This is a genomic window from Winogradskyella pacifica (assembly GCF_013403915.1).
Classification (GTDB): domain Bacteria; phylum Bacteroidota; class Bacteroidia; order Flavobacteriales; family Flavobacteriaceae; genus Winogradskyella; species Winogradskyella pacifica.
This window is the reverse complement of the sequence record NZ_JABFDI010000002.1, coordinates 150,368-174,892: the sequence shown is the minus strand read 5'-3', so window position 1 is coordinate 174,892 and position 24,525 is coordinate 150,368. Positions and strand designations below refer to the sequence as shown.

Sequence of the window (24,525 nt, the reverse complement as noted above, 5' to 3'; positions counted from 1 at the left end):
TTTGGTTGAATATCATTTGTAGGAGATATATCCTCATATCTATTTACTGAAGCTGAATACATACTATTCCTTAACTAATACTGATTTAAAAAATGGTTCTAACACATTAGCTATAGTTTTATGCTCTTCTATACTTGGATGCGCATTACAACCGTTTGGATATATCTCTTCAAACTGAAATAATGCTATATCCTTATCGCTTTTTATTTTAAAATGCTCCTGCACGTCCTTTAAGCATGACACTAATAATTGCTGTTTCTCACCGTTGAGCATAGGACTACTTAATAAAGCAACTTGTGTTTTGGGATAGCGCTTATAAATGCTTTCTATAAATTTGATATAGTTATTCGTGAATTTTTCATTATTGAATGGCAGCCGATCTTTAACACCATCGCCATCAGACATATCATTTGTACCTAAACAAATGCTTACTACATCTGGCTTAAATTCTAAATTGAAAGGCTTTGAATTGTCTTTATTTAAATACAAATTATCATAAACCTCAGGCATTATAGCTTCATCAATATTTTCATCATTCCAATTGCGGTACATCCCTATTCCAGAAACAGAACTCACCATAAAATCCGCATTTAGTTGTTTTGCTACTTGTGGCCCATAAGCCAAATAGGCATTGTGTTGATCTTGATATTCACCTTCGTTGCATGGCATATCAGAATCATCAGAAAGTGCTCCGCAGGTTATGGAGTCGCCTATAAATTCAATCTTAAACTGTTTTTCTTCAATTGGTAATAACGCTACTGCATCTACACCATGAAATATAATCTTATCATTAAAAGCTTCTGTAGCTTTATAAATTCCGATTGTATTTTGCTCAAGGTTAGGTAATTTTAAAGCTATTTTTTGAATAGAATCACCTTCAATTTTATAACGTTTTTTATACGTATCATTTACAGAAACAACATAATAATTACGGTTTGAAGATTCTGTTTGAAGATATATATTTACGGAATCTCCTTTTACATTAAACTCAACAGAAGCTGCCGAACCAATTAAGGCTATTGATTGATCTGCCAACACTTCACTTCGACCTGAATGTTTAATCAATTCATTTGAAAGCTGATATTTAAGCATTTGTGTTTTTGCTTCTTTACAAGAAAAAAGCACAATTAAAATAACAGAAAATAAACCGAATTTCAGCACTAGAATACATTTATAGATACATGTAAAAATAAAGTAAACATACTTTTTTTTCTAAGCGTAAATTTTCAAATTCTAATACTATTTACTATTAAGAAGCAGGAAATAACACTAAGAAATTTTGCAAAACCGCTGAACAGATTTAAATTCTGATTTAAACTTACTTGGAGTTACACTTTTAGATTTTTTAAAAAATCTATTAAAATTAGCGATACTATTAAATCCACATTTATAAGCGATTTCTCCAACAGACATATCGGTTTCAATCAGTAATTTTATGGCATGACTAATTCTTTTGTCGTTCATATATTCAATAAACGTTTTTCCTGTACGTTTTTTAATAAATCTATTAAACGAACTCTGACTCATATTCACCAAAGTAGATATTTCTTTCAGTGAAATTTTACGCGAATAATTTTGTCTTATAAATTCTTGAACTTTTTTAATCCGATCACTATTGTCATACTCACTATCTCGTACCACATTAGATGACAACAACCTTTGGCTTTTAGAATCTGCAAGTTCTTCGAGTAACTTTAAGAGTTTAATAAAATCTGTGACTCCATCTGTAGCTGATAATTCTTTTATTCTTGGCATTAACTTCATCGCTGTGTTACCATCGAAAAGCACACCATGTTTAGACTTTGTAAACAAGTCTTGTATAGGTTTGAAATTTTTTAAAGAGAGTAATTTACTATTGAACAAATCTTCATGAAATTGAATTGTTATTTCATAAATACTTTTGCTTTTGCAGTTATGCGTTTCCCAGCCATGTTCTAAATTGGGACCCATTAAAACTAATTCTATATCATCAATTTCTTCCATCGAAGTCCCTACTACACGACGTATACCTTTTCCGTTTAGAATAAAATTCAGTTCATATTCTGGATGAAAGTGAATAGGAAAATCAAACTTTTGCTTCACCCTATCGATGATTAAAAAAACATCATCTGATTTTAATTGGGTTATTTCTCGATTAATATTTTCGCTCATTTTACCTGTAGTTTTAATTAATCATAAGTATAACTTTGTAATTTCTTCTTGAAATATTTACCATGCCTAGACGGCTTATAAGTATTCCAATCTTCGAATAATCGTGGAGCCCATTCGGCATCAAATACCCAAATAACATATGAAATATCTTTTTCATCACAATACGCTGTAATGGCATCACCATAAGATTCATCACTAATTACGGGTGAATGCGCACCTGGATCTTCTGGTCCACAAAAACCAATTTCAGTAAGAATTAAAGGGTATTTTTCTTTAACAAATCCCCAATCTTTGGTCCATTGATCTTCCCAAGGCTTCTCTCTTTTTTGTGGATACGGATGACTGACATACCCAATACCTTCAACATCTAAAGGGTCGTCTAAAACAGGTGTTAAATCATAGGCCCAATTAAAACCAGCAACCAAAGGAATTCCTTCACCTCCATTAGCTCTAATAATACCAATAACTTCTTTATTTATGGTTTTCCATTCCGTCCAAGTAACGGTCCCTAAAGTCCCTTTGTAGGTGGTTGGTTCATTAAAAATTTCGTAAAAAGCAACAGTTGTATTATCACCATATTTAGAGGCTATTGTTCTCCAAAAATCATAGGTTTGCTTTAAAGTTGTATCATATCTGTCTGATTGATACATTTCGGTTTTCAAATTACCTATACTATGCCAGTCGATAATAATATACAAACCCAATTCTGTTGCCCATTGTATACCATCATCTAAAAGTTTTAAATAAGATTCCTTTCCCCTTTCGGTCCAATCGGTTGGATGCACAGGTAGCCTCACAATATTAGCTCCCCAATTTTTTATTTCTTCGAAATAGGCTTTATTCCAATGTCCTTGAGGTTCTAATTTATTCGGATCACTGGCGTTTAGCCCTCTAAACACAAAAGTTGTTCCTTCAGAATTTACAAAACTATTTCCTGCAACAATAAGTCTATCTAAACTACTCACCTGAAAACCATATGATAAGACTGACATTAATAAAAATACGGTAATACTTAATTTTGTTTTTATCAAACTCATCATTTTAGTGATTTATAGCTTTCTTAAATTTATCAGATAAAAATCTAAATATAAAACATTAAGTGTTAAATGATAAAATAGTAAACATAAATGGTAATATAGTATAGGTTATTGAGTTTTGATTGACGAAAAAAGTTACTTTATTAATCATCTCATTTTGATAACACTACTTTATATACACAATCGATAAAGTAGAATTGGCATCCAATATCCTACAAAATTCAATAGCAAACGGAATTAGCCCAGCTTCATTAATGAGAACAATCTATATATCAACAATTTTGATAATCTTGCTATAAACCATAATTACTAGCGCCAACTTATCAACTGACATTTATCATAGTTTAAAATATATTTAAGATATAATTTTACATCACAGATTAAAACATAAAACCATACTAATCAAACTCTTAAGCTTTTTTTTATACAACACAGAACATTAAACATAGTATCCTAACCTTAATATAAAAACGTAATCATGCCAAAACATATTCTTTTACCTACCGATTTTTCAGATAACGCCTTAAGTGCTGCTATATACACTTTAAAACTATACAAAGAAGAACAATGTACGTTTCACTTTTTACATTCTTCAAAATTACATACATCTTCTATGTCTAGTATGTCTAATAAATTAGCACGCGTTTTAGCAGAAAAAGCACGAAAGGAATTAGAAGATTTAAAAGCTAAAATAGAAAGAGACTATGCTAATGAGAAGCACACTTTTGAAGTTATACTAAGCACTAATGACTTACATAGTTTAATTGAAGTAGTCGTAGAAAAGGAAAACATAGATCTTATTGTTATAGGGACTAAAGGGGAAACTAAAGCCAAAGAAATACTTTTTGGAAGTAACACTGTAAATATTATTAAACAGGTAAAAAACTGTCCTATTTTGGTCATTCCAAATAAATATGATTTTGTAAAACCTGAGCAAATAGCCTTTCCAACGGATTTTAACCGCATCTACGGAGATGAATTATTACCACTCAAACAATTAGCTGATCTCAATAGTTCTAAAATTAGAATTGTTCATATCAATAATGAAGATGACATCTCAGAAAGCCAAAAACAAAATTTAGCTTTATTAGAAATGAGCTTAGAGCATTATGATTATGGTTTTAATTGGATGCCTAATTATGATAGAAAAGCCAAAGCGATTCAAGATTTCATTGAAGACTTCAAAATCAACATTTTAGTAATGGTAAATTATAAACATAGCTTTATCGAAAATATAATAAAAGAACCTATAATAACCAATATAAGCTTTCACCCTACTGTTCCTTTTTTAGTCATACCTCAAAACTGATATTAATCCTTTTCATTAAAGAAATCATACTTTAATGTTAACTATATAAAATAGATTATGAGACATCACATATTACTTCCAACCGATTTTTCAGATAACTCATGGAGTGCCATACTTTATGCCTTAAAATTATACGCTAACGAGCCTTGTACCTTTTATTTATTACATACCTGGTCTTTTAAAAACCCAACATCTAGAACATATATCACTTCAAGTTTTATAGACCTAAACAAGGAAGAAACGAAACAAGATTTAATAAACTTAAAAGCTAAAGCAAAGACAGAAAGCACAAATTCTGATCATAAGTTTAAAATTATATATAGTACAGAACCGTTACTAAACACGATTAAAAACACCATAAAAGAATTTAAAATAACCTTAGTTATTATGGGGACCAAAGGTGCCACTGGTGCTAAAGAGTTTCTTTTTGGTAGCAACACGGTAAATATAATTAACAAAATAAGACTTTGTCCTGTTCTAATTGTGCCAGATGCTTATGATTTTGTTGTACCAAAGCAAATTGCTTTTCCTACGGACTTTAATAGATTTTATGGAGATGAGTTGAATCCATTATTAGAATTAACTAAATTATATAATTCCAAAATACAAGTTGTCCATGTCAATGTAAAAGACGGCCTAACTGAAAAGCAAAGTTATAATTTAGCAATGTTAAAAGCATATCTTGAAGATCATCCAAGTTCTATTAATTGGAAGCCTAATTTTGGAAGTAAAGAGCAAGCGATTATCGATTTTATTGACGAATTTGATATTAATATTCTTACAATGATAAATTACAAGCATAGTTTTATTGAAAGTTTTCTAAATGAACCTGTAATTCAGAAAATTGGATTTCATACTATAATTCCATTTTTGGTGATCCCTGAATTTGAATAAACCCTATTCCTTATAATAGTTAGGTCTTTAGTTTTTTGGCTTTAACATAAAAAACCCGATTCATATGAATCGGGTTTCTTTATATTTTAAAATTATATAATTTACTTACTTCCAAAAGCCTTCAATCTCTTCTAAAGATTTTCCTTTGGTTTCTGGTATAAACTTATAGGTTACAAAGACTATGATTAATATAAATGCTATAAATATATAATAAGGTAAAGAGCCATTCCAAGGCGCACTATTGTTTACGTCACTTCCCATTACAACAGGGAACGATTGTGACACTACATAATTAGCAGCCCATTGTGCCGCAACAGCAACAGACATAGCAACACTTCTTATTTTATTTGGAAACATTTCTGACAATAAAACCCATACTACTGGTCCCATTGATAATGCAAACGATGCAATAAAAATTAACACTCCAATTAGAGATAACACTCCTACATTTTCTTGCTGTAGTGTAACTCCTAAAAGTAAAAATCCAATAATCATTCCGATAGAGCCAATATAGAGCAATGGTTTTCTTCCAAATTTATCTACAGTAAACATCGCCACGAAAGTGAATACTAAGTTTACAAAGGCCAATAATATTTGTTGAGCAAGAACATCTTCTTTTCCAAAGCCAAGTGCTTTTTCAAAAATATCTGCACCATAATATAATACCGCATTGATCCCTGTAAACTGTTGCAATACCGAAAGCACCGTACCAATCGCAATAATAGCTAATATGCCTTTAGAGAAATAACTCACTTTAATACCATCATTAGTTTCGTCTAAAGATTTCTTAATATTAACCATTTCTTCGGCGGCTAAGTCATCACCATTTATTTTCTGCAAAACAGCTAAAGCTTCTTTTTCTTTTCCTTTTAAAGCCAACCAACGCGGACTTTTAGGTACTATAAACAATAGTATTAAAAACAAAAGACTCGGAATTAACTCTGACCAAAACATACGACGCCAACCGAATTCTATATTCTCTGCCACGGTTAAATCGTTACCAATAAAATACGTCGCTAAGAATACCACAAAAAAGCCAATTACAATCGCCAATTGATAATAGGTAACCATACGACCTCTAATATTTGAAGGAGCAATTTCTGCGATATACATAGGTGCATTCATTGATGCCACACCAATACCTAAACCACCGATAATTCTAAAAACCACTAACATACTAACGGTTTGAGGAAATAGTTCTGGTAAACCCGATCCATAAGCTGAAACGGTAAAGAATATTGCCGAAATTATTAGAGATTTTTTCCTTCCGATTTTAATACTCAAAGGCCCTGCAATAATAGCTCCTACGAAACACCCCAAAAGTGCACTACCAACAACCCAGCCTTTTAATGCGTCGCTTAAGTCAAAATACTCAGTAAGATAAAATTGCGCTCCATTAATAACACCTGTATCATAACCAAAGAGCAAACCCCCTAAGGCGGAAACCGCTGCGATTAATAATAAAAAAACACTTTTTTTCATTTTATAAATTTATTTAATATTAGTTAGAGTTTTAGTTTATCTAAGTTTTTATAGCTGCAATGTAATTAAAATTTGCAAATGGCTTGAGAGATACTACATGTATCAATTAACAGTTCATATTAAAAAATTATTCTACAAATATGACTTTACTCTTTTCAGAAATTCCGTTTTCGCTAAACGCTTCTATCGTAAAATAATACGGTGTATCACGATCTAAAGAACGCATAAAATGTTCGTTAGTATCATAGACTTGCCAAGACTGATAGAGTTTATCTTTTGCAATTCCCCAACGAATATTATACCCTTGAGATCCTTCTATAGGATTCCAAGAAAATGATACATCTCTGCGATCTTCTTCTCTTTTTACCTCGAATCCGGAAACATTAGCTGGCTTAGCATCTAGCCCTAAACCAAACACCCTAAACTCTGACATTGCAAAGTTTGCACCAGGTACTTTTATATTGTTATAACGGACGTACTTTGCCTTTACAGCTTCATCTAATACGATATAAGCATTGGGTGTATCCTTTTCACTATTACTTCGATCTACTACAGTTTGCCATTTAGTACCATCTTCTGAAACCTCAATAGTAAATTGATGTTTTAATCCTTCGACACGTGTATAAATCCCAGAATCATGATCATGAAAATTTAATTGAAAAGCATTGATATTGCCAGGCTTCTGCATTTCAATTGTTATCCATTGTTTATCGTCATTAGCGTCTGCAACCCAAAATGTTTTAGGGTTTTCATCGGTTAATATTTTAGACGTTATTTCACCATCCGTATTTTTCTCGAGTGGTAATTCGGTGACTTTTACTTCATCATCATTCGACGTAAATTTCATAATCTGCATTAACGAGGATGACACCGTAACATCTCCTTTATAAGAAAGCAACATCCAACCATTGTGGTGTCCTGCTTTTGTAGGATGACTAGAACCAAAACGCGGATAATCCCCATAAGCAGTATTGGTATACATTAAACCATCGGCATCAAAGTAAGTCGGAAACATACACAAACGGCGCTCCCATTGCGCATTAGACGCCAATGCCATTGTTCCAAAATGCCAATATTGCCCATTGGTTTGTTTAACCGTTATGCCATGACCAGCACCATTGGTAAATCCACCAGGCTTAAAACTCATCGGGTTATTTTTCATATATGTAAAAGGCCCAAGTGGTGTATCACCAACATAAACTCCATCGGCATACACATTAAATTGTGTACCAGGTGCTGCGTATTGTAAATAGTATTTTCCGTTGTGTTTGGTCATGGAAGCTCCTTCCATATAGCCTTCTTTTAAGGTCGGGTGGAAATTATTTTCTCCAAAACGTTCCCACCCATGTTCTTCCTCAACAAGATTGAATAACTCTTTCTGAACTCCTGTTTCTAAAAAACGATCGTCTTTATCTAACATTTTTACACGAAGCGGATTCACGTTAGAAGAGCCCCAATATAAATAGGTCTGTCCATCATCATCAATGAACAATTCAGAATCTTGAATATTAGTCGATATAGACGCGGTTGGTTCCCATTTTCCACTTTTTGGATCGTCGGTATAAAGAATACTTCCGTAACCTGCAGGATTCCCAGCAAAGTACACTAATGAATCTTTGTAATTAAAAGCTGTTGGTGCATTACTACCTTCAAAAAACCATTGTTGTGGCTTTATAAAATTCCAATTAATCAAATCGGTAGAATGCCAATACCCAAAAGAACGTGTTACAAACATGTAGTATTCGCCTTTGAATTCTATAACAGCAGGATCGGCTCCTGAACGGTACGATTTATTTTGGCTAGAATTATAAACCATATAGGTATAATCTATATCTAATGGGTTGATATAGGTGTCAAGACCTTTTATTAATTCTGATTTCTCCTTGGTATTAGAAAGTTCTTCTGAACGCTGACTCTTGTCGTTATTACACGAAAAAAGAAATGCTATAGTGAATAGAAAAAGTATGTTTTTCATGATTATTTAGTTCTTATAATTTTTGTTTGAATAACTTCTTTATTTAGCATCGTTTGCTTAAAAAAGTGAAACACTCTCTCCAAATCTTCAAAAGGAATTCGGGCAATCTCATGACCACCACCTTTAACGATATTAAAGGAATATGCGGTATCAAATTCTTCGAGTTGATTCGCTATAACTTCAGAACCATCTAACATCATATAACCGGCTTTCTTTGGATCGCAATAATGATGTGATGCATTAGCAAACGGCACTAATCGATCTTCTGTTCCGTGATATAATACTGTTGGAACGGCATTTTCTTTTGTAATATATCTCGCATCAACCACAGCACCTGCACAAGAAAACACTCCTGCAAATGATACACTATTATAAGCGTTTTTGTCCGTTACAAAATAATCCTTCATATACACGGCATTTAGTATGCCCTCTGCCCCTGCACTACTGCCGCCTGCTATAATTTTAGTAGGATCAATTTGAAGCATCTGAGCGCGTTCAACCAAAAATTTTGCGGCATCTAAATAATCGATTGCAGCTTGTTTAAAGGTTTCCATTTTCTCATCTTTAGTGCAATCGCATCCAAAGCCAGTAGTTTTATTTTTTCTAAGCAAACGGTAATCGATAGAAACACCTATATAATTTTGTTTTTCAGCTGCATATTTTACCAAATTAGTATCATCTGGATACGCACGATGACTACCTGAAAACCCACCACCATGCATCCAAAGTAGTACAGGAAGTGAATCTGTTTTTTTAATGTTTTTCGGCGTAAACACATCCATACTTAAGGTATCATTTCCTTTAATAGAATAGATATAAGTCTCCTTTGTTTGAGCGGAAAGACTAAACGTAATTAGTGTTACGAGTGTGATTAATATAATTTTCATTTAGTTTATTTTCTCAATTAAAATTCCACGTATTACAGTTTCACCTTCAGTTGAATTTAGAGTAATTGTTAATCTATTAAAATAAAGTCTTCAAATCCTTAAATAGCACCTTAAAAATACTGTAATTATTTATTTAGCTTATTGTAATTGAAAACTGTATTTAAATTTAAAATCAGAACTTGGCGCAATAGCGATCTCAAATTCACCAGTCTCTACTCCATAAATCATTTCACTATTATAAAACTTTAGGTCTTCTACTGAAATCGTAAATGTGACCGTTTTCTTTTCTCCTTTTTTCAGAAAAATCTTTTGAAAGCCTTTCAACTCTTTTACTGGTCGTGTGACACTTCCTACTTTATCGTGAATGTAAAGTTGTGCGATTTCATGCCCATCAGAATTCCCTGTGTTTGTAATCGTAATACTCGCTTCAATGGTTTTTGAAAATGTTAAGTTTTCTGAAGACAATTTAAAATCCGAATATTCAAATTCCGTATAACTTAAACCATGACCAAAGACAAACAACGGTGTATTTGGCACATCGATATAATTACTTTTATAATCCTCTTTAGGATTGCTTTCAGGAATCGGACGTCCTGTATTTTTCATGTTGTAATAAATTGGTACCTGTCCCACATTTCTTGGAAATGTAACCGTTAATTTCCCTGAAGGATTAACCGTTCCGAACAATAAATCTGCAGTTGCAGATCCACCCATGGTTCCTGGAAACCAAACTTCTAAGATGGCATCTACCAAGTTTACCTCATCAGAAAGATTCAGAGGACGACCATTCATTAAAACCAATGTGATTTTTTTATTCGGATTCGCTTCTCTTATTTTTTTAATCAATTTTGGTTGAATCCCTGGGATTTTTAAATCGGTTCGTGATGCTGCTTCTCCACTCATGTGATGATCTTCACCCATGACTAAAACAATTTCGTCGGCTTGTTTAGATATTGAAATCGCTTCTTTAAAACCAGAGTCGTCATCTTTTAAAATGTCACAACCTTTGGCGTATAAAATCTGATTAGAATTTAGATATTCTGAAATACCTTCGAACACACTAACTGCTTTTCCTCCACGATCACCTTGTGCCGCCCAATTGCCAATGATATCAGATTCATCTTTTACTAAAGGCCCTATAAACGCTATCTTTTTTGTATGTTTTGAAAGTGGTAAAGCATTATTCTTATTTTGCAGTAACACCGATGATGCTGCGGCAATTTCTCTCGCTTTGGTTAAAAATTCTGGCTTGTATGCTGTAGTCGCTTCACGCTCTTCATCAATATAATGATAAGGATCATCAAACAAGCCCAACTTATATTTAGCTAATAAAATTCGTTTACAAGCCTCATTTATATACGCTTCAGGGACTTTGTTTTCCTCTACTAATTTTTGAAGATGTAAACGGTAAACATGGCCCATCATATCCATTTCTACACCAGCATTCATACCTATTCTAGCAGCATCGATACTATCTTTAGCAAAACCATGCTGAATCATTTCGTTAATAGATGTATAATCTGAAACGACGAAGCCATCATATTTCCATTCATCACGAAGAATATCTCGTAAGGTGAACTTGTTTCCAGATGTTGGCACACCATTCAATTCATTAAAAGCCGACATAAAGGTTTCTACACCTGCATCCACAGCAGCTTTAAAAGGTGGTAAATACACATTTCTAAGTTCTCCCTCACCCATATTAGTGGTATGATAATCTCTTCCGGCTTGAGCAGCTCCATAAGCCACATAATGTTTAGCACAAGCTAAAATGGTATTTGGCTGCGATAAATCGTCTCCTTGAAATCCACGAACATAAGCCTGACCGATAACACTATTAAGATAGACGTCTTCACCCGCACCTTCAGAAATGCGTCCCCAACGTGGCTCTCTAGACACATCAATCATAGGAGCAAACGTCCAATGAATGCCTTCTGCTGAAGCTTCTTCTGCCGCAATTCTTGAACTTTCTTCTACCATTTTAAGATCCCAGCTTGCCGATAAGCCTAAATTAATTGGGAAAATAGTGCGATGCCCATGAATCACATCATAGCCAAACAACAACGGAATTCCCAAGCGGGTTTCCTCTACTGCGATTTTTTGTAAGTCGCGCGTGCCTTTTGCAGACATCGCATTAAGCATGGCTCCCATATTACCTTCACGAATATATTTACCATTATCAGCACCAACAAACGGCCCTGTTTGATCCCAATGACCACCATACATAACGGTTTGCCCAATCTTTTCTTGAAGTGTCATTAATTGCATTAACGAATCTACTTTAACTTCATAGTTTTGAGAAAAACTTTGATTAAAAAGGCAAATAAGTGCGATGTATAGGAATCTTAATCTCATGCTCGATTTACTTTGTTAGTTCAAATTCTTTCATCATTTTAGTATTAGAGTCTGTACCCATAAACACATGGAATTTTCCTGGTTCTGCTACAAAATCTAAATCTGAATTATAGAACTTTAAGTCTTCAACTGTTATTTTGAAGCTTACTGTTTTTGTGTCTCCTTTTTTAATTTCAACTTTCTGAAAACCTTTTAATTCTTTTAAAGGTCTCGTTACAGAACCTACAACATCTCTAATGTAGAGTTGCACCACTTCTTTACCGTCGTAATTACCAGAATTAGTCACATCAACAGAAACCTCAACAGTACCATCCATTCCGATTGCTGTTGTATTAAGATTTAAGTTTGAATAATCGAATGTCGTATAACTTAAGCCATAACCAAAAGCATATAATGGCTCGTTGCGTTCATCGATGTAATTACTTCTGAATTTTTCAAATTTACCTTCTTCATTCATTAAAGGTCTTCCTGTGTTTTTATGATTGTAAAAAATTGGAATTTGACCAACACTCCTTGGGAAGGTTGCCGTTAATTTTCCTGAAGGATTTACATCGCCAAATAACACGTCTGAAATAGCTAAACCTGCTTCACTTCCAGGGAACCAAACATTAAGGATCGCAGGTACATTTTCATGTTCTTCAACCAACTCTAAAGGTCGTCCTGTAAACAATACTAAAACGACAGGTTTTCCTGTTTTAAGTAAGGCATTTAATAAATCTTTTTGAACTTGAGGAATTCCTATTTCTGTTCTACTACTACTTTCTCCACTAAATTCAGCAGACTCACCAATAGCAGCAACAATAACGTCTGCTTTATTAGCGATACTTAAGGCTTCATCTAATAATTGTTTGTCTGTTCTACCATCTCTTGGAATGGTTTTACCGAACATGGTTGCTTTTTGTTCTAATTCTAAATCGTAATCTAGATTACTTCCTTTAGCATATAAAACATTAGCCTTATCGCCAACAACCGTTTTTAAACCTGCTAAAAACGGATTTGATTTTTCTTGGTTTGTCGCCACACTCCAAGTACCAGCCATATTTACGGCATTATTTCCTAATGGCCCGATTAAAGCAATAGTACCTTCTTTTTTTAATGGCAATAGATTGTTTTCATTTTTAAGCAAAACAGTTGACTCAGCTCCCACTTTTCTAGCAAAAGCTCTGTTTTCGTCTGTAAACACTTCGTTTTTTGCTCTATCGCTATCCAGATATCTGTAAGGATCATCAAATAAACCTAACTGATATTTCGCAGTTAACATACGTTTTACAGCAGTATCAATAGCTTCAATTGTAACCATACCTTTATCTAAAGCTCCTTTTAAAGATTTTACAAATGCAGCTGTTGCAATTGGCGAATCACCTGCCATATCCATATCAATTCCTGCATTTAAAGATTGAGCCACCACTTCTTCTTCATTACCCATTCCGTGTGCCATCATTTCATAGATTCCGGTATAATCGGTAACTACAAAACCATCAAAACCCCAATCATCTCTTAATAAATCTGTAAGCAACCATTTGTTTCCTGTTGCTGGTACACCATCAATTTCATTAAACGAAGCCATTACAGAACCTACACCTGCATCAATAGCCGCTTTGTAAGGCTCTAAATATTCATTATACATTCTGATCTTACTCATATCGACCGTGTTATAATCACGACCAGCTTCTGAAGCTCCATACAATGCAAAATGTTTTACACATGCCATCAACGTATTATTCTCACTTAAGTCATCTTGTTGATACCCTCTCACCATCGCTTCTGCAATACGGCTTCCTAAATATGGATCTTCTCCATTTCCTTCAGAAACGCGTCCCCATCGTGGATCGCGAGAAATATCTACCATAGGAGAGAACGTCCAGTTAATCCCATCTGCACTCGCTTCGGTCGCCGCCATACGTGCTGTTTTTTCTATAAGTTCCATATCCCAAGTCGATGATAGACCTAAAGGAATTGGGAAGGTTGTTTCGTAACCGTGAATAACATCCATACCGAAAAGTAATGGAATCTTTAAGCGACTTTCTTCAACAGCAATCTTTTGAACTGCTCTAATTTTTTCAACTGATTTGATATTGAACATACCACCTACTAAACCATCTTGGATTTTTTTACCTACATCAGAGCTCGTACCAAGACCTGTTGTAATATCACCAGAAACAGGAAGATTAAGTTGTCCTATTTTTTCATCTAAAGTCATAAGACCTAAAATAGAATCGACTTGAGCTTCAAATGGATTGTTATTTGTAGAAGCTGTTTTAGTTGCCGTCGAATTTGAATCGCAACTCGTTAACGTGAATGCTATTATAGAAAATGCTGTTAGTTTAAGGAAAATTTGTTTTGTCATTGTGTTATTTTATTTTTGAAAAAAGCCATGTTAATAATTCAGGTTCTGCAAAAGCTGGATCCCAGCTGTTGTGGTTTGCAAAATCGTATAAAGTCAATTTAGGAAAGCCTCCTGCACTTATTATTGCAGAAGTCATGTTTAAAGATAGTTTAGGATCCACCACATCATCTTTTGCTCCGTGTAATATCCATAAAGGGATTGTTTTAGCATATTCCGTTACTGAAGTTGGATCTCCACCTCCACAAATTGGGATAGCTGCAGCAAACATTTCAGATTTGCGGTAGATAATTTCAAAAGTTCCCATGCCGCCCATAGATAATCCCATAGCATATATCTGATCTGTTTTTATGTAAGATTTTGCAACCATCTCGTCCATTAAATCCATCACTAACGCCATTGCAGTAGTTGGTGCCTCATTATATTTATACTTGAATGTGATTGGTTTTGTTGAACGATCTGCTTCTAATTTAGACCAATAATCATTTCGGGGACATTGAGGAAAAATCACAATTGCAGGAAACGAATCTCGTATCGTTTCATTTAAAAATAACTTGCTACCATGAGCGAGTTGCTTTTTATTATCATTTCCACGTTCACCTGCTCCATGAAGCATTAGTACTAATGGATACGTTTTAGATTCATCAAAATCCTTAGGTAAAAGCATTCTGTAATTAAGCGTGTCTCCATCTACAATATGATTTTCATATGAAAATAATTCTTTTGAAGATTCATTTTGCTGCGCATTTACAGCACCTGAACTAAAGACCATAACACTAAATATTAAGGTTAATAATTGATATTTCATATTCAGTTATTTTTATTATTTAATAGTTAAAGCCTAAAGCATCCAAGCCGTTGTGAATATCTTCATTCTGCATAAAAAGATTCCACAGTAAACCAGATCTATAATTTTCGATCATAATAATTTCTGGTCCTTGGTCTATTGCTAAATAACGTTCGGTTACCCAATCGTTATAATGTGGACTAAAGGCATCATAAAATCCTGCAGGCCCCATTAAAATGTCCTTTTTACTATAGAAATAATGCATTGCTGCTAATGATTTCTCTGGAGTATATGGAATAGAACTGATTGCAGCTGTTGGTGAAATAACACCTAAATCATTTTCGGGACTATGTGCTGAATACCCTGTGGAACCATCTGAATTTCGACTATAACTTGCTGTTAAACCCCAACAATCTTCACCATAACCTACGAAATTATTTGGATTGATAACACTGTGTTGATAATTGATATTTGTATGGTTTACATTTAGATCCCAATAATTAGCATACTGATCTGAAAGGTTTGTAGGGTTTAAGCCTAAGAACGAATAGTGTGCCCAAAACAATGGACCAGTACCCGAACCTGCGTGATCTAGTATTAACGGAATACCATATTGGCTTGAAGAAGACACTATGCTTCCATTATTTGCCCAACCTTGATGGTACACTTCTGCCGGAATAGGGAAGTCCGGCGAAGCTGCACCTAAAATAAACGCTATTAGCGTTTCATTATAACCTTTGAGTTCTAAGTTTATTGAAAAGCCATTATTAGGACTCCAATGCCAATACAAGGCATTTTGATTTTGCGTGTACCAATTCCATTCTATACCTTTCCATAATTCATCTGCCTGAGTTGCTAAAGCCGCTTCATCAGCAGAGCCATTTTTAAAATATTCTTTAACACAAATGAGACCTTGAGCTAACAAAGCAGTTTCAACTAAATCTCCACCATTATCTTCTGTACTAAATGCAATTGCGCTTCCGTTAGTTCCATTTATCCAATGTGACCAAGCTCCATGAAAACGATCTGCACCTTCAAAAAAGTCTACAATTTGATTTAATCTATTAAAGCCTTCAGCTCTTGAAATATATCCACGTTCTATGCCTACCAAAATGGCCATTAACCCAAATCCGCTGCCACCAGTGGTTACTATATTTTCACTATTTGTAGGATCATTAGGATGGTAGCGTTCTCTTGCCGCACCAGAGTTAGCATCAGCATAATCCCAAAAATATTTGAAGGTTGTTTCTTGTGTTAAATCCATTAATTCTTCATCCGTCAAGGTTTCAACAACCGGATCATCATCATTTGGATTATAAGGCTCTTGGTAACCAGGCCCATCATCCGAACCACAACTAAAACACATTAAGCCGATTAATACTAAACTAAAAATTCTCATCTTTATCAATCTTTTTATAATTAAAACCAAGTTTATCCAAACCTGATTGTACATCTCTATTTTTCATAAATAAGTTCCATAATAAACCTGTTCTATAATTCTCTATCATTACAGGAATAGGGCCTTGGTCGATAGCTAAATATCGTGGTGTAGACCACTTATGCTCAAAACTAAAAGCATCATACGGGCCGTATTTACCAACAAGACTATCATGGTTTTTATAAATATTTTCTAATACATTCATACTCTCTTGTGGAGTATATGGAAATGATGACAATGCTGCTGTTGGCGACACCACTCCAATATCATTTTCTGGACTATGGCCAAAATAGCCTTTAACCGAATAACTCGATGTAAATCCCCAAAGACTATCTCCATAACCTTTAAAATTCTTTGGATTATCTACAGCGTATTTATAATGGATTTTAGCATGATTTTGAGTTAATTTCCAATAATCGGCATACTGATCAGACAAGCCTTTTGGATTTAAACCTAAATAGGAATAATGTGCCCAAAATAATGGTCCGGTTAAATAATCATTGTGTTCATAATAGTTTAAGATCACCTCTTCATCGTAGAAGGTTTTATCCGAAACAATAGCACCATTTTTAGCCCAACCTTTTTCATAAACCGATTTAGTAATAGCATGTGTTGGTGAGGCTGCAGCCAATACATACATTATTAAACATTCGTTATAACCACCTACTGGGAAATTCATGTCCCAGCCATGCTTTGGTGACCAATGCCAGTACAAAACGTCTTCACCTCCTTTAGTATACCAATCCCATTCTACACTTCTCCACAATTCATCGATCTTAGAAACCAGTTGCTTTTCTTTTTCTGTGTTACCATCAAAATATTCTGCAACGGTTAATAACCCTTGAATTAAAAATGCGGTTTCTACTAAATCTCCTCCATCATCTTTTTTACTAAAAGCAAGTACTTCACCTGTCTCTCCATTTAACCAGTGCGGCCAAGCGCCATGAAAACGGTCTGCTTTCTCTAGAAAATCAACATTTTTGAGAAATCTATCTAAGGCTTCATCTTTATTAATGTACCCTCTTTCTATCCCAACTAAAATCGCCATTACACCAAATCCACTTCCTCCTGTAGTTACTGTGTTTTTCGGAGAACCCGAATAAACATCGTCCATATGCAAACGCTCTCTAGCTAAACCAGAATTTGGTTCTGCACCTTCCCAAAAGTAATTGATGGTTTGTTTTTGGATGGTATCTAGAAGACCATTATTACGTAAATCCACTATTAGGCTAGTCTCATTTTGGTTCACTTCCATGTTACTTACATCGTTCTTTTTATCATTGGATTTACACCCAACAACAAGACACAATAAACAACCAGTGACAAGTGTTTTATATAAGTTCATCATTTAAAAATTAAGTAAGAATATAGCGGCATCTTAGAAAATAAAATGCCGCTAAAAATAAATAAGTGATAATTAAAAAATTATTAGACTAACTCAATTGAATTATCCTTTTTACTGCATACCCTCTATCTCAGCTTGTGTTAAAGCCTTATTAAACAACCTTAATTCATCGATAGCACTCAAATCTGATAAGTGATCCCAGTAACTAAATGTTTCTCCTCCTGCACCAATTGTTATTTCTGAACAACCAGTCCAATCGATACTAGAACTTAAAGCGGAAGACAATTGTTCAACTCCATTAAAATAGATTTTGCTTTCAGTAGCAGAAACTGTTAATGCAACATGTACCCATTCTCCAGCTGTTACATCTATTACACCTCCATCGTTCCAGCTTTCTCCATCACCAACACCAACGTTTACTTTAATACGTTGTTCCGTTGCATTACCTTCTCTAAATAACCTGAAGCCTTGGTTTCTATTTTCTGGTGTGTCATTTCCGACAACTAATATCCCCGAACGATCTGGTGTTCCATCAACTTTGTACCAAAATGCAGCACTAAAAGCATCATCACCAAACAATCCGTCTATAGGGAATGTTAGGTATGAATCTGTAGCGCCTTTAAAAGCATTTCCTCCTTCATAACCTTCACCTAAAAACTCAGTTGCTCCTACCATTGTAGGCTCATTTAAGCTTACAAATTCAGTATTAAATCCGTTGAAAGGCATATAAAATGTTTCACCATCGTAAGTTGGCTCGTATGGATTAGTTACGTTAATCATATTTTGAATTTCATCTTGAGATAACGTTGTATTGAATAAACGAAGTTCATCCATAATACTATCATCAGATTCATGTCCCCAATAACTAAACGTTTCTCCACCTGCACCGATTGTAATGTCGGTAGTCCCTGTCCAATCTATAGGACCATTTGGTGTTACTGTATTTACAGGCAAACCATCAAGGTAAATTACTGTTTCTGTTGGCGAAATTGTAAAAGCAATGTGAACCCACTCTTGAGCAGTTACATCAATAACTCCACCATCATTCCAATTATCTGCATCACCAGTTCCTATATTTAACTTAATACGTTGTTCTGTAGCAGTACCTTCTCTTAGTAATCTAAAACCTTGGTTTCTATTTTCTGGAATATCATTTCCAACAGTTAAAATACCTGATCTATCTGGATCTCCATTAACTTTATACCAAAACGCACCACTCATATTACTCTCAAACATACCTTCTATTGGAAATGTTAAGTAAGATTCATTACTTGCTATGTAGGCATTAGTGCCTGCAAACGCACTATCAGCAAATTCAGGTGTGCCAACTTCAGTCGCATCTGTTATAGATAACAATTCGGTATAAGTGTTATCAAACGGCATGTAAAACACCTCTCCAGAAAACATAGCTTCGTATGGAGGAGCTTTCGAAAAATTTACTGTAGCAGTAGTTGTATTTCCTGCTAAATCCGTACCTGTAACTGTTAAAACATGCTCTCCACTAGATAGGCTATCGTAAATGTATTCTTCATTAACAATTCTATAATCTAAAAACGTATCGAAAGTTGCTATTTCTACTCCATCCAAATTGACAACAATTGAACTAACCTCAATATCATCTTCAACTTTGAATTTAATATTAATTGGCACAATCAGTTCTAAACCAGTAATTACAGCACCTTCTGTAGGATAATTAATTGTTACAACAGGAGCACCTGCGTCTGGCCCTGAATCTACTTCTGTGATTGGATCTATGCCGTCATAACAAGACACCATCATCAGCAATGCAGTAATTGCTACTATATATTTATTAATATTCTTCATTTTCTAATTTTTTAGTTGTTATCAAGTGGTAATAAATCCAATTGCGCTTGCGGATATGGTAAAAGCTCGTCTTCAGCTGTAAATGTCCGTCCTTCGTAGCTTAACTCTTCATATTTATTCAATCGAATCATATCAAAATAGCGTACTCCCCATTCCATAGCAAGCTCTGCAAATTTTTCATCCATAACGTCATCTGTTGTTACACCTGAAAGTGCAGGCAATCCAACTCTTGCTCTTACTACATTAACAGCTTGATCCGCAGAACCAGCAGATCCGCTTGCACCTTGAGTTAAAGCTTCAGCATACATAAGTAATATTTCTGCATATCTGATAACAATGAGGTTTTTTCCAGAACCATATCTTGTTCTTCCTGGAGTTAAATCAATAGAAGGTAAGTAATGTTTACCACTTGCAAACTTAGCTCTAGAATAGTCATTAAAAATATCACCATCTGGTGTAACGTTAGAAACAAAACTCGGTAAGGTAGCATAAGCAGGATCTGATGTAATTTCAGCTATACCACGAGGTGTAAAATTAACACTTGTAATTAATCTCGTCGTTTCACCTCTGTCTAGCATAAATTTAATAAACTTTAAACTTGGCTCGTAAAAACCCCAGCCTTCAGATGCACCCGCTACAACTGGAGTCCAATTAGAAGGACCAAACGGGCCATATTCATGAGAATTTTCTGCACCAGATTCGGTACCGTAATCTGAAAATTGCAACTCAAATAAATTTTCATTACTGCGCTCTCCTTCTTTCTTAAACAGATCATAAAAATCTGGATAAAGATTAAATTTACTAGAATTAATTATTTCACCCGTAACATCCGCTACTGCTTGATAATTCTCTAATTCTAAATTCGCTAAGGCTTTTATAGCCAAAGCTGTATATTTAGTAACACCTCCAGAAACATCTTGTCTTTCATTAGGTCTAGCATCTGGCAAAAACGGAATAGCTTCATCCATTAAATCTGAGATGTATTGCATAACTTCAGCTTTTGTTTTAACACCCTTATCTAGCTCAGCTGTAATATCTGAAGTTCCTATTATAAAAATATCTCCCCAAAGTCTTGACATCTGAAAATGTGTAAAACCACTTAACACTTTACATTCTGCCATGTATTGATCTGCTTTATCTAAATCTTCATCTTCTATTGCAAAATCTTTATATGATTGAATGGTTTCGCGAGAACTTACAATTTTTACGATATCACCATAAAAATTCTCCCAGATTTGGTTGTACATCCAAAACCCATTATCGTAGATAAAAAGATCTGTATCTGCAAACTGAGGTTGATCTCCTAAGCCACCTGCATTAACATCATCTCCCCTAACACCAATAAGTAAAGGATCTTCCCAACCTCTAGAATATACTGCTGAATACGAACCGATAAGCGGTAAAATCATATCATCAGAATTGGTAAAATCGAGATCATCTGCAGCGAGCTGACCATCATTCTCTTCTAATTTATCTGTACAAGAGAAAACCACCGCACAAATTGCCAACATCAGTGTTAGCTGTTTTATTATTTGACTTATATTTTTCATAATAGCTTTTTTTAAATTTTAATATTTACACCAAATGTATACACTGCAGGCACTGCATAAGTTTCGCGATCAATACCATCACTAACTTCTGGGTTAAACCCATTATAATTAAATACAGTTATAGGGCGCTCTGCTGTACATGTAAATCTTATCTCTGGCATATTCTCACCAAGAGTTTTAGCAGGTATAGTGTATGCCAACTGAATATTTTGAACTCTAAAATACGCTCCATCTTCAACAAAAAAGCTACTCATTTTCTGGTTCCATGCTTTTCTTCTTCCTTCAGAAGAAGGGTATGAATTCGTAGTTCCTTCACCATGCCATCTATTTATAGCAAAGTCAGCATCTATATTTGTGTCATTAGTAAAAATAACTTCACCTCTTTTACGGTTCAATATTTTATTTCCTGTTTGTCCTGAGACGGCTACTGATAAATCGAAATTCTTATATGAGACATTTAGATTTCCACCATAAGTAAATGTCGGCAAATACGACCCTAAAACCACTCTATCTTTGTCATCAATAATACCATCATTATTTTGATCTTTATAAATAAAATCACCTGGTATAAGTTGGTTACTGTTTGCTGAAGCTTCATTCTGAGCCGTTGGATCTGCTGCTACTTGATCAGCATTTTGATAAACACCTGCTACCTCCCAACCATAGAAAGCATTTACTGGCTCTCCAACAATAAGTCTCTGACGAAACTCAGCTTCACCTGTATCAAAATAACCTTGTTCACTATCAATTCTAGTTATTTCATTTTTAAGCGTTGCTATATTTCCACCAACAGAGAAACTCCAGTCATCATTAATACGTTGGTTCCAGTTGGCTGCAATTTCTAAACCTTGATTTCGCATTTCGCCAATATTAGTATCCACAACTTCAGCGGTAATTGGTATATCCTTTGGAAGCACTAAATCTTTAGTATCACGGATGTAATAATCGATCTCTAAACTTAATTTATCGTTAAAAAAACGCGAACTAATACCGAAATTTGTTTCTTCTAAAATCTCACGTTTTAAATTTTGAAAAGTATTTGTAGTCAATATACCATTCGTTTGAGTATCACCTATATCTGCTGTTGTTGTAGATACGGTTCTTGTACCTGCACTTCCGCCTAAGAATCCATTAGCCAATTGTCCCCAACCTGCACGTAACTTGAAAAAATTAATTGTATTATTATCTTTCATGAAGTTCTCTTCTGAAACTACCCATCCTAAACCTACAGCTGGTGTAGTCACCCAAATTTCTCTAGGAAATCTTCCATCACCTTCACGTCTTATAGTTGCATTAAGCAAATACCTATCCTTGAAACTATACTCTAACCGACTAAAAAAGGCTATTGAATACTCGCGATCACCGGACTCTTTAACTTGATCATTAAATGTCGTTGGATTTGCAAAGTTTAAGTACCATGAGCTTTCTAAGTCAATTCCTTGTATTTCATTCCCTGTAGCTTCAAAAGAATTATCTTGATAATCTCTATATGAAGAACCAGCAAGAAGCGTTAAACTATGATCTCCAAAAGTATCATTGTAAGTTAATGTATTATCCCATATTTGCTTAGAATAGTTTAATTCTGCTCGTCTAATAGAAGATTGTGCCCTTTGTGATTGTGACGATATAAAATAAGGTAATCTTACATTTCTCTCTGAAATGGTAGAATAGTCATGGCTATAAGATGTTTTAAACTTTAATTTCTCTGGAACCAACTCATACTCTAAAAACATACTTGTTAAGACTTTTCTAATCTTAAGCTGATTGTTATTATACTCCATAGTAGGAAACGGGTTTTGTGTTCCACGGTAACCTAATAGACTTGCATCTGAATACGGCGTAGAAGTTGCTTGTGTATTTGCGTAATCATAAATCGGTAAAATTGGCACTGCAGAATACGCTTGAAACCATGCTCCATTTTCAGGATTATATTGCGTTGCATTACTAAAAATAGCATTAGTTCCAATTTTTAAACGGTCAGATAACTCTATCGTAAGGTTAGATTGAATGTTGAAACGCTCATATTCGTTTTCCATATCTAAAATACCTTCTTGAGAAAAATAGTTAGCATTAACACTATAAGATGTTTTTTCGGAACCACCAGTAACACCAATACCATGACTTGAAATTGGCGCAACGCGCAAAATCTCTTTATACCAATCAGTATTAACATCTGGAATATTAGGATTCACTCTGCTACGTCCAAAACGTTGTATTGCGTTATTAACAAAATCAATATCTGGTTGAGAATTTGACTCATAAGCCATAGTTACAAATTGCTCTGCGTTTGCCATTTTAACAACATTCTGAGCATTTTGGTAACCAGAGTATCCATTATAAGTAAAAACTGGCTTTTGCTCCGTTCTTCCGTTCTTTGTTTCTATGATGATTACACCATTAACACCGGCTTGACCAAAAATAGAAATTGAAGAGGCATCTTTTAAAACCGAAATTGTTTCAATTTGATTACTATCTAAGAAATCAATAGTATCATAAAACATACCATCAACGACATATAAAGGAGTTGCTCCCCCTTTGTAAGAGTTCACACCTCTAATTCTAACCGTTGGTGAACCACCAGGCGAACCACTACTTACAACCTGCACACCTGCCACTTTTCCTTGTATGGACTGCATAATATTACCACTAGGTGTTTTAGCAATATCTTCCGATTTTACAGTAGAAATAGCACCTGTTAAATCCGCTTTTTTCTGAGTACCATAACCGACAACAACAACCTCGTTTAGAGATGCCACATCATCTTGTAGCGTAATATTTATTTGTGTTTGACCACCTACAGTAATGAGCTGTGGAACAAAACCGATATAACTGAATTCAATTTGTTCTCCAGCATCTGCCTTAATTATGTATCTACCATCAAAATCAGTTGTAGTTCCTCTGCTCGTTCCTTTAATTATGACACTAGCACCTGGCAAAGGCATCCCGTCACTTTCACTTGTTACAATTCCATTAATTTCAATCTGCTGAGCAAAAGAACAGACTGAAATAAACAACATCAACAATAGACTAATTTTTGTTTTCATATAGATTGATTAATATTTAATAAATTAGAGTTAGTTTATTTAAAAGTCTAAATTATAATGAAAAGTTAAACTCTGATAACATCTATTTACATTTTAAATACAC

General features: G+C 34.4%; 16 protein-coding genes. 2 read left to right on the top strand and 14 right to left on the bottom strand.

Annotation, left to right across the window (positions count from 1 at the left end; translation table 11 throughout):
- Positions 1 to 63: 63 nt before the first annotated feature.
- From HM984_RS02475 to HM984_RS02465, 3 genes are all read right to left on the bottom strand, one after another.
- Positions 64 to 1,092 carry an SGNH/GDSL hydrolase family protein gene (locus tag HM984_RS02475; protein WP_179347989.1) on the bottom strand — a complete coding sequence of 343 codons (1,029 nt, stop codon included), beginning with the start codon at positions 1,090 to 1,092 and terminating at the stop codon, positions 64 to 66.
- A gap of 177 nt (positions 1,093 to 1,269) precedes the next feature.
- The gene (locus HM984_RS02470; RefSeq protein WP_179347988.1) at positions 1,270 to 2,151 is read right to left on the bottom strand and encodes an AraC family transcriptional regulator; all 882 of its coding nucleotides are present in this window, start codon (positions 2,149 to 2,151) and stop codon (positions 1,270 to 1,272) included.
- A 17-nt stretch (positions 2,152 to 2,168) separates the two neighbouring features.
- Positions 2,169 to 3,182, bottom strand: coding sequence for a glycoside hydrolase family 5 protein (locus HM984_RS02465; RefSeq protein WP_218845003.1), 1,014 nt, complete (start codon positions 3,180 to 3,182; stop codon positions 2,169 to 2,171).
- A 484-nt stretch (positions 3,183 to 3,666) separates the two neighbouring features.
- Between HM984_RS02465 and HM984_RS02460 the strand changes: the two genes are divergently transcribed.
- Both HM984_RS02460 and HM984_RS02455 read left to right on the top strand, forming a co-directional pair.
- Positions 3,667 to 4,497 carry a universal stress protein gene (locus HM984_RS02460; protein ID WP_179347986.1) on the top strand — a complete coding sequence of 277 codons (831 nt, stop codon included), beginning with the start codon at positions 3,667 to 3,669 and terminating at the stop codon, positions 4,495 to 4,497.
- A gap of 57 nt (positions 4,498 to 4,554) precedes the next feature.
- Positions 4,555 to 5,391: a universal stress protein gene (locus HM984_RS02455; RefSeq protein ID WP_179347985.1), complete on the top strand. Its 837-nt coding sequence runs from the start codon at positions 4,555 to 4,557 to the stop codon at positions 5,389 to 5,391.
- A gap of 105 nt (positions 5,392 to 5,496) precedes the next feature.
- On the opposite strand, the gene HM984_RS02450 is transcribed toward HM984_RS02455, so the two are convergent.
- The 11 genes from HM984_RS02450 to HM984_RS02400 all read right to left on the bottom strand — a co-directional run bounded on the left by HM984_RS02450 (position 5,497) and on the right by HM984_RS02400 (position 24,422).
- Entirely contained in the window at positions 5,497 to 6,873 is a 1,377-nt protein-coding gene (locus HM984_RS02450) for a sugar porter family MFS transporter (protein WP_115807885.1), read from the bottom strand.
- A 127-nt stretch (positions 6,874 to 7,000) separates the two neighbouring features.
- The gene (locus HM984_RS02445) at positions 7,001 to 8,848 is read right to left on the bottom strand and encodes a family 43 glycosylhydrolase (protein ID WP_179347984.1); all 1,848 of its coding nucleotides are present in this window, start codon (positions 8,846 to 8,848) and stop codon (positions 7,001 to 7,003) included.
- 2 nt (positions 8,849 to 8,850) lie between these two features.
- On the bottom strand, positions 8,851 to 9,735 hold the full coding sequence (locus HM984_RS02440; RefSeq protein ID WP_179347983.1) for an alpha/beta hydrolase: 885 nt from the start codon (positions 9,733 to 9,735) through the stop codon (positions 8,851 to 8,853).
- A gap of 138 nt (positions 9,736 to 9,873) precedes the next feature.
- On the bottom strand, positions 9,874 to 12,090 hold the full coding sequence (gene bglX, locus HM984_RS02435) for a beta-glucosidase BglX (protein ID WP_179347982.1): 2,217 nt from the start codon (positions 12,088 to 12,090) through the stop codon (positions 9,874 to 9,876).
- Between the two features lie 7 nt (positions 12,091 to 12,097).
- The gene (gene bglX / locus HM984_RS02430; protein WP_179347981.1) at positions 12,098 to 14,437 is read right to left on the bottom strand and encodes a beta-glucosidase BglX; all 2,340 of its coding nucleotides are present in this window, start codon (positions 14,435 to 14,437) and stop codon (positions 12,098 to 12,100) included.
- Between the two features lie 4 nt (positions 14,438 to 14,441).
- Positions 14,442 to 15,242, bottom strand: a complete 801-nt coding sequence (locus HM984_RS02425) for a carboxylesterase family protein (protein ID WP_179347980.1) — start codon at positions 15,240 to 15,242, stop codon at positions 14,442 to 14,444.
- A 19-nt stretch (positions 15,243 to 15,261) separates the two neighbouring features.
- Positions 15,262 to 16,620, bottom strand: a complete 1,359-nt coding sequence (locus HM984_RS02420; protein ID WP_179347979.1) for a glucoamylase family protein — start codon at positions 16,618 to 16,620, stop codon at positions 15,262 to 15,264.
- The gene (locus tag HM984_RS02415; protein WP_371312042.1) at positions 16,607 to 18,004 is read right to left on the bottom strand and encodes a glucoamylase family protein; all 1,398 of its coding nucleotides are present in this window, start codon (positions 18,002 to 18,004) and stop codon (positions 16,607 to 16,609) included. Before HM984_RS02415 ends, HM984_RS02420 begins: the two co-directional genes overlap by 14 nt.
- A gap of 111 nt (positions 18,005 to 18,115) precedes the next feature.
- Entirely contained in the window at positions 18,116 to 19,828 is a 1,713-nt protein-coding gene (locus HM984_RS02410) for a LamG-like jellyroll fold domain-containing protein (RefSeq protein WP_179347977.1), read from the bottom strand.
- Positions 19,829 to 19,839: 11 nt separating this feature from the next.
- Positions 19,840 to 21,378 carry a RagB/SusD family nutrient uptake outer membrane protein gene (locus HM984_RS02405; RefSeq protein WP_115807894.1) on the bottom strand — a complete coding sequence of 513 codons (1,539 nt, stop codon included), beginning with the start codon at positions 21,376 to 21,378 and terminating at the stop codon, positions 19,840 to 19,842.
- An 11-nt stretch (positions 21,379 to 21,389) separates the two neighbouring features.
- Positions 21,390 to 24,422 (bottom strand): SusC/RagA family TonB-linked outer membrane protein, encoded by a 3,033-nt coding sequence (locus tag HM984_RS02400; protein ID WP_179347976.1) that lies wholly within the window; start codon positions 24,420 to 24,422, stop codon positions 21,390 to 21,392.
- Between the last annotated feature and the right edge of the window lie 103 nt (positions 24,423 to 24,525).